Source organism: Rhizobium sp. BK491, from assembly GCF_014194925.1.
In the GTDB taxonomy this organism is placed as follows: domain Bacteria; phylum Pseudomonadota; class Alphaproteobacteria; order Rhizobiales; family Rhizobiaceae; genus Rhizobium.
The window spans coordinates 741,422-756,916 of sequence record NZ_JACIAR010000004.1 but is presented as its reverse complement, the minus strand read 5'-3'; the positions used below and the strand labels follow the sequence as shown (position 1 = coordinate 756,916).

The following is a 15,495-nucleotide window of genomic DNA, read 5'->3' as shown; positions in this document are numbered from 1 at the left end:
TGCCTCCGACCAAATCACCAGTCGGACAATGGAATCAGAAATCAACGGACAACGGAATCCTCAATCCGATTCCGCGTTCAATGGACGCGCTCTAGTTCGCGACCTGCTCCGTAGAATGAACCGATCGCCAAATGACTTCAAAACTATCCTTGAATTTGGTTGTGGTGTCGGGCGCGCGACGGCTGCGCTGGCTACGGCCTTCAAGCATGTTATCGCGCTGGACATCTCAGCCCCTCATATTGAGTTGGCGAAAAGCATATTGCATCTTCGGGTGCCAATAATGTCGAGTTTATCCAAGTCACATCTGAGAATGTCATGCCAGGACGCGGCTTCGATCTTTGGTATTCCCGGCTGGTGCTGCAACATAATCCGCCGCCGGTTACACTGTCTATCCTAGAGAAGGCGTTTTCCGGATTGCCGCCTCAGGGAGTCGCGATCGTACACGTTAGGACACATGAAGATGGCTACAGCTTCAAAGTAGCAGACTATCTCAAGGGTGGTTTCAAACTCGATATGGAGATGCACTCTACGCCGCAAAATTCCATCTTGGAGCTGGCCGATAGAACTGGCTGCCGGTTATTCGAGTTGCATGAAGAGCCTGACCATATCGACAATGTTACCAGCATCTTTGTTTTCGTGAAAAAATAATTTCTGCAGTTAGAGCGTACGCGTACGCGGAAGGCCGCCGTGAGAAGTGTGCGGCAAAGTAGCTGACTGTGAGTATGGACATCTATACGCAATTCCGGACGGAAAACCGCCATACACTTTCTGGAATTGCTGTAAGACTTGGATCAGAAAAACGCCGGATTGCGCCATACCTGATCACCATCTGCAACAAGCATCGGATCTCCGTGCGGATCGTCCCTCGTCTTTGCGGCAACGATGCCTTCGCAAACCCATCCATGCTTGGGAAACAAGCTGATGAGGCGCCGATCCAAGTCAGCGGAATGCGTGCCAATGAATACGCGCTTTACCTGCTTCGTCACCACATCGATATGGTGTTCAAAGAGGTCGCCTTCGGCACCTTGAATATCGCAATGGATGAGATCGATGGTTCCTTTGCCGTTCAGGATCGTTGCGAGACTATAACATGTGACCTCTTCAATTTCTGCGATAAGGCCACTATGATGTCTCAGGAATGTCCCGAATGCATCGCCATCATTACCCTCGCCAGAAAAACCAGCGGCACCGCCGTAAACATGCCCGGCCTGCGCTGCCCGAGGGAACCTGGCTATCCCGTCCTCAACGCCGATGACCCCATGGATAACGTCGGCATCGCTATCGGGGATGGAGTTTTCACGAAAAGAATGGTGAATGTAATCGATATGACCGCGATCCCCTTCGATCGGGATCACGTGAGCGCTTAAACCTTTCTGTTTGGCGGCCGCATAGCCGATTGCCGACCAAGGTGCCCATCCGGCGCCTAGCTCAATCATGCTGAATCGCTCCCGAGCGTCGAGAACTGAACGCAATACCGCGATCCATTCCAAGGCGGCCCCATGAAAATTACCGGGAAACGGAAATGATTCAACCAGTCCCGAATGACTTGCAAGACCGACATGATTCACGTTGGAAACGCAACCGAGGAAGTTGGTCACAAAGCCCGCTCGGCCCGGGCCCTCATACTTTCTGAATTGCCGAAATACATCCATTGCCTCTCTTCTGGAGGAACCATATGTGTGAATGTATCCATGTATGGTCTTAAATTCATCAGAACCACTGATTTGCCGTATAAGATCTTCATATGAAATTGAGTTCTTCTCCAGCAAATCGAGATATGAAATCAGGCCGTTCTTGTCAGGATCTCTTCCTAGAAGGCCTCTATATGCCGCGATGATGGCGTCCTTTGCATTGCTTGTTTTCGATTGCTCTTCGATCACAATGTGCTCCATTTCCGTTTCTATGTGATAGTGAACTTCAATAAATGCATGGGTTGCAAAAGCGATGCGGCACGCCTAACTGCGATTAGACAACCCTCTCAAAGGCACTAATATCGAGGTCGGCATATCGGGTTCGATCATAGCTCCGGCAAAGTCAGCCGCTTTCATGATCCCTGATGGCGGTCACCATGAGCCAGCCCAGCAGATAGCAAAGGCTCAAGGACAGGAAAACGACCGTAATGTTCTTCACCGCATAAGGCATCTCTGCCTCGTCGGGCATCTGCGGTGGAACGACGACCTCAAGGTAGAGCTGTTGGCGGCGGGCATCGGCTCGGGCCGCTTCGAGCGCATCGAGGGCGGCAACGAGCGCCTTGTTGGAAAACTCCCGCATCAACACGAGACTTTCGTAATCCGCAATTCGAGGCGCGACGGATTTATCCGATCCGACCATTTTGGCTCGTTCACTCTCGATTTGCTGCTCCAGTGCAGCAGCCTGACTCGTCAAGAACGGGATGGAGTTACTGTCCGGCGCAGTCTTGCGTGTTTCTGCAAGGCGTGCTCGCGTGTTGGCGAGAGCCGACGTCAGATTGCTGATGAGATCGATCATCGACATGGAGCTGGCATTCGGGTCGATCATCAGCTCCTTGTTCCTAAATGTGGTTATGCTTTTCTGCGCATCGATGACCCTCTGCTGCGCCTGCTGCACCTCGCCATCGGCAAAGCGAACCGCATCGCCGCGGGCGCGGTTGTTGAGCCGGTCGAGAAGATCGCCGCCGAGTGCCAGCAATGAGGTGTTCAAGTCCGCGGCATCCTGCGCGTGAAAAGCTGTCGTCCGCAGGACGGTGATGCCTGTGGTGTCGTTGTGAATGACGGATACCCGGTCCGAATAATAATTAAAGAGCTGTTCCTCGCTGTTGTTTTCCCAGAAGCGCGGAAAGCGCGTCAGCCAATCCGCCTGCGGACTGCCGAAAATAGCGCGTACGGGAAGCTTTTCGGCAAGTTCCTTCAGCGCCTGACGGGAGCGGATATATTCCTGCACGGAAAAAGTATCGTCCTGCGAGCGCGTTATCCCGCTGTTCTGCAGCAGGGAGCCGAAAACATTGGAGGATGGCGGGGCGGCCATGCGGACGACGAAGGAGGATTCGGACACATAGATTGGAGCGGCGATGAATGCGTAATAGGCGCTGACTGCCAGGGTAGGGGCAATAACCGCTAACAGATAAACGCTTAGACGACCGAAACGCTTGCGACGCTTTCGGGCTTTTGCAGGTCCGGCAACCGAAGTGGCAATCATGCGGCGGAAAGGCTGCGGCCGCTGCTCTGCATCGACTTTCTTGTTTTGAGTCTCGGAGTTAATCAGAGCCATGATCATGCCCTTTCTGGTGATCGTCTGTCGTTGCAGATCTGCGAGCGGACGCCACGGACGCTAATTGTCCAAGCCCGGCGCAATGAAGATTGAGCGGTTGCCTCTGGCCGGTATCGTTGACCGACCGTCTGATGGAGATGGGATAGCGACCAGGAGGGCTTCGGGTGCATCAGGTATCGGCAAACGCGAGCGGGGGTTCGCAGTTCATCACCGGATTGAAGATTCAGGGCCGCGTCCTTGGTGCGCTGATCATGCGCGAAATGCTCATACGCTACGGGCGGGAAAACATCGGCTTCCTGTGGCTTGCGCTGGAACCGATGATCCTGACCACGGGTGTCATGATCATGTGGACGCTGCTCAATCACGAGGCGCACGGATTGGCGGTCGCGGCTTTCGTTTTGAGCGGCTACATGCCGCTGACGCTCTGGCGCCACATAACCGGTCACGCAGTTTCTTGTCTGCGCCAGAATATGCCCTTGATGTACCATCGCCAAATCCGCCTGGCTGACGCCATAATCGCCCGTGCGCTTCTGGAGACTGCCGGCACGACCGCCGCTCTCATCATCGTCTATACGGTTGCGCGTTTGGCAGGCATCATCCCACCCTATCAGAATCTCGGTCTGCTGCTGGCGGGCTGGCTGTTCATGGCCTGGCTCTCTTTCGCGGTGGCGCTCATCTTTGCTGCCGGTTCGGAACGGTTCGAGTTTGTTGAGAAGCTGGTACCGCCATTTCAATATCTCACCTTGCCGATTTGTGGCATGTTCTTCATGGTCGCTTGGCTTCCCAGTGGCGCCCAGAAGCTGGCGCTTTATGTCCCTCTCGTTCATTGCTTCGAGCTGTTTCGCGCCGGTGTCTTCGGCGATTCCGTGCAAACCTTCTATGATATTGATTACCTTGCGAAGTGCTGTCTGTTTACGACGGCCGTCGGGCTCTTCCTGATCAACGTCGCACGCCATCACATCAAGTTCGAATGACGCTGCGGCGGTCTCGCTAACGTTTGGCATAGTTCGTCACCTGGTTCTGGAATTCCAAGGAGCGTAGCAGCGTTTCGCGCAACTCCCATCGGCTGGGCAGCGCATAGTGGCTGAGAAAGGTTTCGACGGATTCGGGCTCGCGACCGAGAATCCAGCGAAAGGCTGCGACGACATCATAAGAATCGATGGGGTCGCCAAAGTGGCTATGGCCGGGGCTGCTGATTTTTGCGAAGAGATAGGGCAGCGCACCAAGGAGAATATCGAGGCTGAACCGATGAAGGTTCGGGTTGGTCAACGCCGTCTTGGTGAAGGCGTCCATAAGGCCGGAATAATTCGTGAGTGTGGAAACCGTATCGCTCGCACGCGGCAATCCTTCGAAGCCGGCATTCGCATGAAAGCGAACAGCTATCTCCCTCCAGACCTCCACGGAATAGTGCATCGGTGCGGGTCCGTAGAGTGCGGTGTCGTCGGAATAGAGGTCCGACGGCGGTGCAAGTATCCTGCTGTTTTCAATACGCTCCCGGCAAAAGTCGATAAGCATGCGAGAAATCGGATACCGTATCTGCCAGCGGCAAAAGTCGGCCATATAGGTATTGCGGTCGATAAGCGCGCCTCGATAGTCAGCTGTGGGGGGCATATCGAGCAATATCACCTTTGTATCCGGCAGGTTCGCATTCAGGAACTCGCAGAATCTTTGCGCCGCCTCGACCACCAGCGTCCAGAAGTCGCGGCTACCGAATGGAATGATCTTGAAGATGTTGAAGGCTTCGCGCTGCAAATCGGGCCCGGCTTCCAAAAGTTCGTACGGGGCGGTGAGTAACGTGCCCTCGTAGTCCAGGAGCGAGGTGCGCGTGGCGCGGCTGAAATCGATCACCAGCGTCATCGGCGCTGACGACCTCAACCGATCACAGAAGCCTTTGTCGGCTTCGAACTGCAGCTTCTTTTGGATCGGTTCAGGCCACCCCTCGAGGGCGGTGATGGATGCCTGCCTGTCGTTCATGAAGCTGGCGACGTTGATGCCGTAGCAGAAGAAGACGATCCTGCCGTCCGCAAATACGTATCGGACAAACTCCTCGCTAGGGCATGAGCCATAATAGGCGATACCACCCATATAATTGCCCCTTTTTGCTCAACAAGATCTTCATTCTCGATCCCCGCTCAAGTCGGAAGCCGCAAATCAAGTGCGGCAGCTAGAGCGGAGGCCTCCTTCCGGCGTTGACTTTTTCGCCTGGCTGGAATCGGCGGCAACTCCAGGTGCTGAAGCCGCCGGTTGACCTCCTCGGCACGATCTTCATGAACTGCAAATATGTTCGCCACGGTGCCGGCCGAGAAGTTCGAGTTGAATTCTTCGGATGTCGCCATTCGCGTCAGCCGATGCTCGGCACTTGTCCAGATGTGGTAACCGAAATCTGCGAGGTGGCGGTAGATCGCGCCAGGAGCGGTTTTGGAGACAATGGAGAGCATATCATGATTGATCTCCATCACTAGAGAAGGCTTACATCTGGCGATGGTTCTTTGCGCCCCCTTCAGGAACAAGCCTTCCGCTCCCTGTATGTCCACTTTCATGACATCGGGCCGCAGATTGCCGATAACACGATCCAGTGTTTCAACTTTGGTCATGCGATCGACCTTGGCTTCGGCGCGAGTAGTAATCAGTCTCGTGGCTCCCGCGTTGACCGTTTCGCCCGCGTCATTAAGCGGTAATTCTCCCGGAGCATCGGCAAGGGCGAGCTGGTGAACGCTGACTCGGTCTCCAAATCCGTTCTCCACGATCGATCGGTTGAACAGCTCGCAGAGCCTCGGCAAAGGCTCGAAGGCGAGAACCGTTCCTCCAAATGGGGAATGATGGGCTGCGACAGAGAGGGAATAGTACCCCACATTGCCGCCGACATCGATGAATTGCCCGTTATCGGGCACGATGGCTTTCACGAGCTCGATGTCGAACTTCTCATACTCACCGTTCATGATGCCAAAAGAAATATGATATTGGCGAAGGTCCAGATACAGTTTGAAATTGTATGCGGTTTCAAAAAGCACGACGATCGACTTCGGCACGAAATTGTGAAACAGCAATTCGCTATGACGTTGGTGAAATTCGTTGGAAGTCAGAAAACGTCTGCGGTGGTCGTCCAGCGGAAGGTCGGTGATTTGCAGGAGATGGTGGCCAATGACATTTCGCTCATCGTCGTTGATGGGACGGCCGAGAATGAATTTGTAGCAATTCTCGATGTCGTAAAAGCTTGTCACGTCGCTGCTCCTACGTCCTGCTGACGAACTTTGTTATTTGTTGCGCCTGCACCACTGCCTCTCACTGCAAAACCGGCGAGGTCGATATTCTCTCGATGCGCCGCGGAGCCCGTTGGGCAGCGTGGTGTCGCGCCGAAAAATCGGCTTCGATCAGCGTCTCCAAATCATCGAAATGCGTGTCCCACCCGCTCGATAGGCCGGGTTTCATTCGGCGTTGTGGCGAGGCGGCGATCATGTCGAGCGCGGCTCTCCAACTCAGCCCATCAAGCGGGTCGAGGAAGATGGCGGGCTGTCCGGCGGCGGCTTCACGATGCGCACTGATGTTGGAGGCGATGACCGGTGTGCCGAGCGCGATCGCCTCGGCGACGGGCATGCCGTAACCCTCGGTAAAGGACGGGGCCAAAAGACCAGCTGCGCCGGCGACCAACCGCGCCAAAGCCGCATCCTCTAGCCCCGGCACCTCGATGACGAGCCCGGGCAGGGCAGGGCATCGTTCCAGCATTGCTAAGATGTGACTGTTTTCCCATCCTCTCTTGCCGACAATTACGAGCCGCGGGGCCATCGCCCCATCACGTTCGGCCAGATATTGCCACAGATGCAGCAATAGCATGTGGTTCTTGCGCGGTTCGATCGTTCCGAGCGTCACGAAGTAAGGCATCCGGGGGCGCGGCATGTCGTTTGGCGGAGAGAGGAAGCAACGCTCGATGCCTGGAGGCAAGACTGCGATCGAGGGGGGTGTCCTGTCGCTCTGCTGAGCAAACGTGCGCAGGGCACGTGCGGTTACCTGCGAATTGCAAAGCACCAGCGATGCATGTTTCAGCACCGTCTCCATCCTGCGGCGATGCCGCTCAGGCTCCTCCGGTCGGACGAATTCCGGATGCGATAGCGGGATAAGGTCGTGGACGTAAAAGACGCCGTTGCGACCGGTTTCTCCAAGCCAGGAGAAGGCGGATGTTCGATCCAGCCGGCTGTGCGACACGTGGACAAAGGAAGCCCTGGGCGGCAGCAGCAGGCCATGCGTGAAATGGCTGGCGACAGCATGCGCGATCTTGCGCAGCTTTTGCGTATGGGCTTCGCCTGCCCTTACTTCCGCTGCGGCCTGCCACCTGATCTTGCCGTCGATAGCGGCGAAAATCCGTTCGAGAAGAGCGGCCTGCGTTGGCGATATATCTGTCGCCGACCAGCGACTATTGAGGATGGAGACCAGCCTGTCCGCCCGTTCGGACGGAATGGCAACGGCGCTGTTGCGACCGGTCTCGACAAACCAGGACGGCTGCGAAAACACATCGAAATCTGTCAAGGCAGTCCGTTTGCGGCGTTCGTTCAGCCAGTTGGCGTAATGAAGCTCGTAGCGATCGATACCGGTGGGCGTCGGGCAATGCGCCCGTTCCATCAATCGAGAAATATCCATGACGACGGGCTTGGTCATAATTTTCTGGCCTCAAGCATATGGATAGCCTGCGCCAGCCAGCGCCGTCGCGATGGATTTGGAGCAATGCCCTGGCGGGAGCGATAGAGTTCGGCGACGACGTCTTCCGCCTCGCATGGAAGATTGGTGATATTCGACCAGTATCGGGGATAGAGGATGAGCGTGCCTGCAACCAGTGCATCAAGCGTTAGCACCCGCTTTCGCCGCAAGGAGACGACCGCATCATGCGTAAGACCCCAGCCCGCGTAAAAGGGGAGGCCATGGCACCATACCGGTCTTTCGCGCAGCAGCGCCTCGAATCCGATCTGCGAGGTTGCGACATGAACTTCGTCGACCACACTCAGAAGATTGCCCAGATCGACATTGCCGATCACCAGATCGGCGGCCTCCGCTGGCGGGGATGGAGTTGGGTGACGGCCGGTCGCCTTCGCTAGAAGATCCGGATGCTGCTTATAGACAATGAACGCCTTGGGCCTGGCGCGTCGGACGGCCCTCAGCAGTTCGATATCGGAGGAATGGCTTGCCATGCCGAAGCGCAATGAGGCGTCGTTCGGAACTTGGCCGGCCACCAAAACGATGGTGCGGCCTTCGGCCACTGCACGATAATCCGGTGCAGGCTGCGGCGGCAGATTGTATTTGGTGATGCCCATGGAAACGATGGCTTGCCGCAAGCGTTGCGCCCGCTCGAGAAGTGCATCATCGAAATTCGTCCTGTTCAGGATTGTTTCGAGCTGGCTCGGCGCGGAGGCATCAAAATAGATGCCTTCCTCATCGAAGCAGAGCGAGGATGGCGGCACGAGCGAGCTGCCAAGGCCGGAAGAGCGGATAAACCCGTCTTCAACCCGCATGACCGGCAATCTCTTGCCATGCTTCCATAGAACTCCTTCCTCGGGAGCGGGAGCATTGCCCCAAAGAACGATCGTGTCGGCACTTTGGATTTCCGAAGCGCTCGGATTGTTGGCGAAATGAACTTGCGACCGGGGACTGCTCAGATATCGGCGCATGACCGCGCGTTTATGAAGCGAGAAATTGACGCAAAGGTAACGGCCCGTGAGCGAGCGAGCGCGAGCGCGCCATTCAAGGAGCCGTTCCACCGCCTGCTCGGCCGTGATCGGACTGCGTGAGACGGGATCAACATAGCGCGAATATTGAAAAAATGAAGCTGCGGCAAACTCGTCTATGTTAACATTGCGCCCACGACGGGAGCGTGCCGTAGCCGCTACCGTGCCCTCGGCACGGTCTGCAGTCAGTCCCCAGCCGGCATAGGCGGGCATGCCGAAGGTAACGACGGGTATTTCCCGCAGGAGAGCTTCGAGGCCGAGCTGGCTTGATACCGTCCAGACCTCATCCACCATATCCAGAAGGGAGTGCGTTGAAATCGCCTTGTCCACGAATTGCACATCCTCGGTTCGCGCAAGAGGCTGAAGAAAACCTCGTGCGCGGCCAGCGACGACGTCGGGATGGCATTTTACGATGATGTCGGCATTTGCCTCCGCCAGAGCCGCCGTCCACATTCTCGCGAAGGTCTCTGCATTGGCGCCGGCGCTTTCGACGGCGCTATTTCCGACCACTTCGTCGACGAGCAGGATGCGCCTGCGACGGCTTCGGCGAAGACGAAACGTTCCTTCGGGGACGTGGCCATCTTGGGAAAGTCTCTCGCGGTTGATCCAGCGCCGCAGGTCCCGCGCTCGCCGAACATCCGCATCGGAGGACGCGTCTTGAAGCAGTGCCTCGAGCCGTGAAGGTTGGCGTGCGGAAAAATGAATGCCGAGGTCGTCGGCGATAACGGAGATTGGTGAAGCAGCGTCCGGGCCGGTCGATTGCAGGAAGCCACCTTCCACCGTCCAGAAAGGCAGGCGCAGCACCTGCGCATAGAGGCGCGCCAGGCGGGAAAGCGGACCGTTTCCCCAGCTGACGACGCCATCTGCCGCACCCATCGTCAATTCGATCGGCCTGAGGGACGCGGAAAAGGCGGGACCGATAAGGGGAAAGCGCTGACGCGTCGGAAGGAAAGCAAGCAGCCGCGCGTTGATTGGCGGTAACCAGGACGGCTGCTCATTTGGTTTTACGACCGAAGATTGCGCTCCTTCGGGAAAGACCGTCGAATCCCTGTACATATAAATCCCCCCGAGATGCCGCTAGGAGCAATCACCCGTGCCGGAGCGGCGGGGCCTGCGATATCCGACCACGGCCAGCTGCATGAGCGGAACCGCTTTCGGGGGCACGAAAAGCAGTTGCAGCCGGATGACATCCGCAAATATTCCGCTTGCTGATTTGCGCCGGCGGCGGGCGAGAAATTTCAGGAGGCTTCGCTGAAGCCGGCCGAACAGCAGGTCTTCATGACCATGCGTCGCAACGTTACTGCCGACTTGCCTCAAGGTGCCTCCGAGCTTTCCCATTCCGAATTCCTTGAACCAGCAATGAGGGAAAAACAGCTAATCGAATGGCAGTTATTGCCGTCGCAATCTCGCCTCGCCATACGGATCGCGTCGTCAAAGTATTAATTGCGACAGAAGGGAAATTATTCTTGCATTCCCATGTAAAAATTTTCAAACGTCGGAATTATATTTGACTTTTGAAGGATATATGGGAATCTCTTGCGAGTAAATTTCCGCCTAAATCGTCCCCGCGCATTGTCGCAGAAGGCGATGCTGAACGGCGCAAGCCGCGAGATTCACGAGAGCCGATGGAATTTCGGAGAGGCAGCCAGTGGAATGGTCTTGGCAATTCCGAGAGAGATTTGATGGTCCCAGATGAGCCGCATCGAGAATAATAAGGAATTTACCGACTTCATTACACTGGTGGATGCTCGTTCGTCCGGCGTCATCATAGGCCAACCGGTTTCCTGGCCCTATTCCGTTGTGCGGTGGGTTCGATCGCAGCTGCTGCTATTGCTGATCGTCGTCGTCCCCGGCGTGTTCGGGGCGATCTATTATGGTTTCATCTGCGCCGATCAATATGCCTCGGAAACGCAATTTGTCGTGCGCAGCCCTAATAGAAATGCTGCCGGCCTGCTCAGCGGGTTCCTTCAGAGCACCGGGTTCGTTCGCGCGCAGGACGATAGCTACATCGTCACCGAGTTCATCAAGTCGCGCGCAGCCGTCGACGCGCTGGCGAGCAGGGACGATCTGAAAGCGATTCTTTCCCGCCCGGAAGGCGACTTCCTCAGCCGCTATCCGCTACCCTGGGCTGAAGCCAATAATGAGGAGCTGTATCAGCATTATCTTCGTTTCATCAATGTGCACACCGACAGCGGCAGCGGCGTGACCACGCTGGATGTGCGTGCATTTCGCGCCGACGATGCTTATCGCCTGGCCAATGCCCTGGTGCAGCATGCAGAAGAGCTCATCAACAGGCTCAACGATCGCGCCCGTGAGGATGCCATTCGCTATGCTCAGATCGAGGTAAATGACAGCCAAACGAGACTGTCCAAGATGCAGACAAGTCTGACCGATTTTCGCAATCGCGAGGCGCTCGTCGACCCGAACAAGCAATCAGCGGCCGCTCTGGATATGATCGCCAGGCTCTCGGACGGTCTCGCCGACAACAAGGCACGGCTTTCAGCGCTTGAGGAGCAAGCGCCGCAAAGCCCGCAGGGTGAGGCGCTGAGGGCGCGGGTGGCGGCGATGGAACGGCAGATCAGCGATGAACGGACAAGGATCGTCGGCAGCGACGGATCAATGGCGCCGCGCATCGCACAATATGAACAATTGCTGCTGGAGCGGGAAATGGCTGCGAAGATGCTGACATCGGCGACCACCTCCCTGGAAAACGCCAGGATCGATGCGCAACGCCAGCAACTGTATCTCGAACGAATCGCCGACCCGAATTTGCCCGACCATGCATTGTACCCTAAACGGCTGACTTCGTTTCTGCTTCTGGTTGCGGTTTGCTTTGCAACCTTCTGGATCGTGCGCTTTCTCGTGATCCAGGTCTACGAGCATGCGGCCCAGCAATGACCATTCTTCCTTCCAGTCTTGCGCGAATCGCGCCGTCAGAGGGGCCGGGGTCGAAGGCAGAAATTCCCTGGCATGAAGATGGCATCGTCGGGGTATTCGATCTCGTCAAAGAGTATGAAGTAAATGGCCGGATGCGCCGCGTAGTTGACGGCGTGTCATTCAAGATCGGCCGAGGCGAGAAGATCGCCGTGCTTGGGCACAATGGCGCCGGCAAATCGACCCTGGTGCGCATGATTGCGGGGATAGAGGAGCCGACCTCGGGTAAGGTCGTGCGCAACATGTCGATGTCGTGGCCAATCGCCCTGAGCGGTGGCTTCGGTGGTTCGATGACCGGATTCGACTGCATGCGCTTCCTCTCACGCATCTATGATAAGCCATTCAACGAAATTCGTGATCTGGTAGAGGATTTCAGCGAACTTGGCCGCTATCTGCGCATGCCTCTCAGAACCTATTCCTCGGGCATGCGGGCCCGGCTGGCGTTTGGAATGTCGCTTGCCATCGATTTTGATTGCTATCTCATCGATGAGGTGCTGGCCGTCGGGGACAAACGCTTCCAAACGCGTAGCTTCGAGGAGCTTTTCGTTAAGCGCAAGGATCGCTCGATGATCATTGTGGGACATAATCTCAACGTGATCGGTGATTTATGCACGTCGGCGCTTGTGTTGAAGAACGGCCGGGGTCGCGTGTTCAACGATATTGAGGCCGCGTTTCGTATCTACTCCACATTGTAGGCCGGATCGACGTCTTGGTTGTGTTGATCGGCAACAATAGTGCACGCGACCATTGCAAATTGACACAATAACGGACGGCAGCCGGCGACATTTCGCTACCTTTGCGCGCTCCGCCAAAGGAGAGGCGAGAGCTTCGCGTGTCGTCAGAGGCTTGCACATCTAAACCTCTAGATAAATTAGGATAATTGAAAATACCGTGGTGAAGCAATCGACCATCGGCCACGGCACCATCAAGTTCCATCGCCCCCTGCAACCTAAAGGACCGGGCCGAGTTAACTGTCTTACGATAAGTCTATTCGCAGAAACAGCTGGCTACCTCTGCAACCCAAGCCCGTAGGGCTCCGGTTATATTGTCCGGTAGGGCTGTATTTTGTCCGATCTCGTCGCTTTGGGAATTCAACGTTCAGTCGAGCTGTGAACTGGTAGGATTCTGTATAACATTGTCACTATCTGTACTGTTGCGCTAAAATTCGTCGTGCTAATTTAAATACAGGTAATGCAACTTACGCTAAACGACCCCGCAACTTCGTAGCCGCGGGAACGGGATGATGGAGTCGTCATAACGAACGCTGGAAAAAGTGTAGCCTAGATAGAAATCACGTGTTAGCAATTGCTAATATACAACTTGAGATTTTGAGTAGGAATAGCGGATGGCGATGTTGGAAAGAGTTGTCGAGCAATGCGTGGGTACTTTCGAGGTGTATTCCCGTGATGCAATCATTCGTAATCTCGACATGCTTGAGCCAAACTGGAAATGGTCTGTTCCCTCAGAAACTTCTGGCGACTATTCCTTCAAATTCAGCAAGCAACCCCTTCAGTCAGCATCGATCATAAGCGCCGAGCATTCGGCGGGCCTAGAAGGTATCGCCAAACAGGATTTGCCGCGCGTCAGCATCGTCTTCGTTCTCGCCGGAGAAATAGAGATCAATCATCGGCGAATGCAGAAATCCCTCCGGATTCCCGCCAACTATGTCGCGAGCATCAGTGATCGTGCCGGCAAGCGCATCGAAATCAAGCCACGCAGCTCCTGGCTGCTGTTTCAGATCCCGGAAGCGGTTATTCGGCAGCACTTTGAAGAGTTGACCGGCAAGCCCTACGTGCAGGAATTTGCGCTGGCACCGGTAAGCTTCCGCCAAGGTGGTGCACAGGGGCTCTATCAGACATTGCGCCAGGCCGAAAAGGATCTGACGACTGCGCGCCAGACGGAGCGAATGATGCTCGCCAAGGCCTACGGCGAGCTCCTGCTGGTGAAGCTGTTTGCCAAGCTGCCGCACAATCTGTCCGATGCCTTCAATCGCGGCACCTTGGATAACGCGCCGCGACAGCTCCTGAGGGCAGAGGCGTTCATGCGCGACAATCTGCATAATGCCGTCATGCTGGAGGATCTCGCGCACGCCGCGAGCTGCAGCCCGCGCGCGCTGCAACGCATGTTCAAGACCTATCGCGGCGATACGCCGATGGGAATCCTTTGCAATTACCGGTTGGCCGCGGCGCATGGCGCTATCAAGGGTGGTCAGGCCGAAAGCATCACCGATCTTGCCATGAGCCTGCAATTCTCCAATCCCGGGCGATTCTCCGTGCTCTACAAACACGCCTACGGCTCCAGCCCATCGTCGATCCTTCGTTTTTCCCGGGAGCGTAGCGACAATGCCGGAACGGCCTAGCCTGCTTGGCACGATGTTGCCTCGTCAAAACTGCCTCCATGCCAATCAGGATCATCGATGCCGTTGAAGTTCGGATTATTGTGCGTTCTTGCCTGCGTTCTTACGGGCTGTGGATTACCGGAGGCCGGCCCCAAGGCCTCCCGCATATTGGAGGAGGCAGCTGCGCGCGCCATGCCGCCATTCGCGGTGGTCGATGTGGCATCGACGGCGATGGTCAAGAGCGTTGCGCGACCTGAAGCCAGCTTTGCCGCCTATTTCGGCCAGGGCGCACGTGATCCTGGCTTAAGGATCGCGGTGGGGGACGTTGTCTCGGTCAGCCTCTGGGAAGCACCACCCGGAAGTTTGTTCGGGATGGCCTCGAGCGCTTCGGGTCAGCAACAGGCGACCGGAAGTTCGGTGACGATCCCGCCGCAAACCATCAACAGCGATGGCACGATCAGTATTCCCTATGTGGGCCGGATCACGGCTGCCGGCCGCACGCCAGCTTCGGTGGAAAAGGCGGTGGTTTCCGGCCTAACGGGCAAGGCGGTGCAGCCACAGGCATTGGTGACCGTCCAGCAAAGCTCATCGAACACCGTCACGGTTACGGGCGAGGTGGCCGGCGGTGCACGCGTCGCGCTTTCGCCCGCCGGCAGCCGGGTGCTCGATGCTATTGCCGCGGCGGGAGGATTGCGCGCCGGCGTCAACGACAGCGTCGTCTACCTGACGCGCGGCGGACGAACCATGCATCTGCCTTTTACCGCGATTGTTCAAAATCCGCGCGAAAACGTGAGATTGCGGCCCGAAGACGTCGTTACGGTGGTGCGCGAGCCGGTTACCTACACGATTCTTGGCGCATCAGGTCAGAGTGGCGAAGTCCCCTTCAGCGTTCAGCATTTGACCATGGCAAACGCCGTTGCACGTGCAGGAGGCCTGCAGGATAGCCGCGCCGATGCTTCTGGCGTCTTCCTTTTCCGCTACGAGCCGATTGAGGTTGCCCGCCGCATCGTTGCGCCGAGCAATCCGTTGCTGCGCCGTGGTGGACCTGTCCCGATCGTCTACCGGTTCAACCTGAAGAACGGCTCGACGCTGCTTGCGATGCAGAACTTCGAGGTTCAGCCGCGAGATATAATTTATATCTCCAATGCCTCGTCGGTCGATATTCAGAAGTTCATGGGCCTCTTCCAGGGGGTTACCGGGACGGCTCTGTCGGCGGCATCGGTCGGCATCTCCGCATCGGCAGCAAACTGAAGACGACGGAGCAAG

The 15,495-nt window shown here is 56.5% G+C and carries 13 protein-coding genes; 6 read left to right on the top strand and 7 right to left on the bottom strand.

The window, feature by feature from the left end:
• Positions 1–315 precede the first annotated feature (315 nt).
• Entirely contained in the window at positions 316–648 is a 333-nt protein-coding gene (locus FHX05_RS21800) for a hypothetical protein (RefSeq protein WP_183874503.1), read from the top strand.
• A 143-nt stretch (positions 649–791) separates the two neighbouring features.
• Here the strand turns inward: FHX05_RS21800 and FHX05_RS21795 are convergent, their stop codons facing one another.
• Entirely contained in the window at positions 792–1,892 is a 1,101-nt protein-coding gene (locus FHX05_RS21795) for a DUF4214 domain-containing protein (RefSeq protein WP_183874443.1), read from the bottom strand.
• Positions 1,893–2,034: 142 nt separating this feature from the next.
• A complete protein-coding gene (locus FHX05_RS21790; protein ID WP_246699034.1) occupies positions 2,035–3,246 on the bottom strand; it encodes a capsule biosynthesis protein in 1,212 nt (403 codons plus the stop codon).
• A 164-nt stretch (positions 3,247–3,410) separates the two neighbouring features.
• Between FHX05_RS21790 and FHX05_RS21785 the strand changes: the two genes are divergently transcribed.
• Positions 3,411–4,220, top strand: a complete 810-nt coding sequence (locus FHX05_RS21785; protein WP_183874439.1) for an ABC transporter permease — start codon at positions 3,411–3,413, stop codon at positions 4,218–4,220.
• Positions 4,221–4,236: 16 nt separating this feature from the next.
• On the opposite strand, the gene FHX05_RS21780 is transcribed toward FHX05_RS21785, so the two are convergent.
• The 5 genes from FHX05_RS21780 to FHX05_RS21760 all read right to left on the bottom strand — a co-directional run bounded on the left by FHX05_RS21780 (position 4,237) and on the right by FHX05_RS21760 (position 10,295).
• Positions 4,237–5,331 (bottom strand): DUF6270 domain-containing protein, encoded by a 1,095-nt coding sequence (locus tag FHX05_RS21780; RefSeq protein ID WP_183874437.1) that lies wholly within the window; start codon positions 5,329–5,331, stop codon positions 4,237–4,239.
• A gap of 47 nt (positions 5,332–5,378) precedes the next feature.
• Complete coding sequence (locus tag FHX05_RS21775) at positions 5,379–6,467, bottom strand: FkbM family methyltransferase (RefSeq protein WP_183874435.1); 1,089 nt, start codon at positions 6,465–6,467, stop codon at positions 5,379–5,381.
• Between the two features lie 61 nt (positions 6,468–6,528).
• Positions 6,529–7,896: a glycosyltransferase family 1 protein gene (locus FHX05_RS21770; protein WP_183874433.1), complete on the bottom strand. Its 1,368-nt coding sequence runs from the start codon at positions 7,894–7,896 to the stop codon at positions 6,529–6,531.
• Positions 7,893–10,013 (bottom strand): capsular polysaccharide biosynthesis protein, encoded by a 2,121-nt coding sequence (locus FHX05_RS21765; RefSeq protein ID WP_183874431.1) that lies wholly within the window; start codon positions 10,011–10,013, stop codon positions 7,893–7,895. The genes FHX05_RS21770 and FHX05_RS21765 overlap by 4 nt, the downstream gene beginning before the upstream one ends.
• A gap of 21 nt (positions 10,014–10,034) precedes the next feature.
• Positions 10,035–10,295: a hypothetical protein gene (locus tag FHX05_RS21760; protein ID WP_112414982.1), complete on the bottom strand. Its 261-nt coding sequence runs from the start codon at positions 10,293–10,295 to the stop codon at positions 10,035–10,037.
• A gap of 354 nt (positions 10,296–10,649) precedes the next feature.
• On the opposite strand from FHX05_RS21760, the gene FHX05_RS21755 reads away from it, so the two are divergent.
• The 4 genes from FHX05_RS21755 to FHX05_RS21740 all read left to right on the top strand — a co-directional run bounded on the left by FHX05_RS21755 (position 10,650) and on the right by FHX05_RS21740 (position 15,480).
• Positions 10,650–11,855 carry a capsule biosynthesis protein gene (locus FHX05_RS21755; RefSeq protein ID WP_183874429.1) on the top strand — a complete coding sequence of 402 codons (1,206 nt, stop codon included), beginning with the start codon at positions 10,650–10,652 and terminating at the stop codon, positions 11,853–11,855.
• Positions 11,852–12,586 carry an ATP-binding cassette domain-containing protein gene (locus FHX05_RS21750; RefSeq protein ID WP_210294944.1) on the top strand — a complete coding sequence of 245 codons (735 nt, stop codon included), beginning with the start codon at positions 11,852–11,854 and terminating at the stop codon, positions 12,584–12,586. The genes FHX05_RS21755 and FHX05_RS21750 overlap by 4 nt, the downstream gene beginning before the upstream one ends.
• Positions 12,587–13,236: 650 nt before the next feature.
• Positions 13,237–14,250: an AraC family transcriptional regulator gene (locus tag FHX05_RS21745; RefSeq protein ID WP_183874427.1), complete on the top strand. Its 1,014-nt coding sequence runs from the start codon at positions 13,237–13,239 to the stop codon at positions 14,248–14,250.
• A 57-nt stretch (positions 14,251–14,307) separates the two neighbouring features.
• Positions 14,308–15,480, top strand: coding sequence for a polysaccharide biosynthesis/export family protein (locus FHX05_RS21740; RefSeq protein ID WP_112411375.1), 1,173 nt, complete (start codon positions 14,308–14,310; stop codon positions 15,478–15,480).
• Positions 15,481–15,495 lie beyond the last annotated feature (15 nt).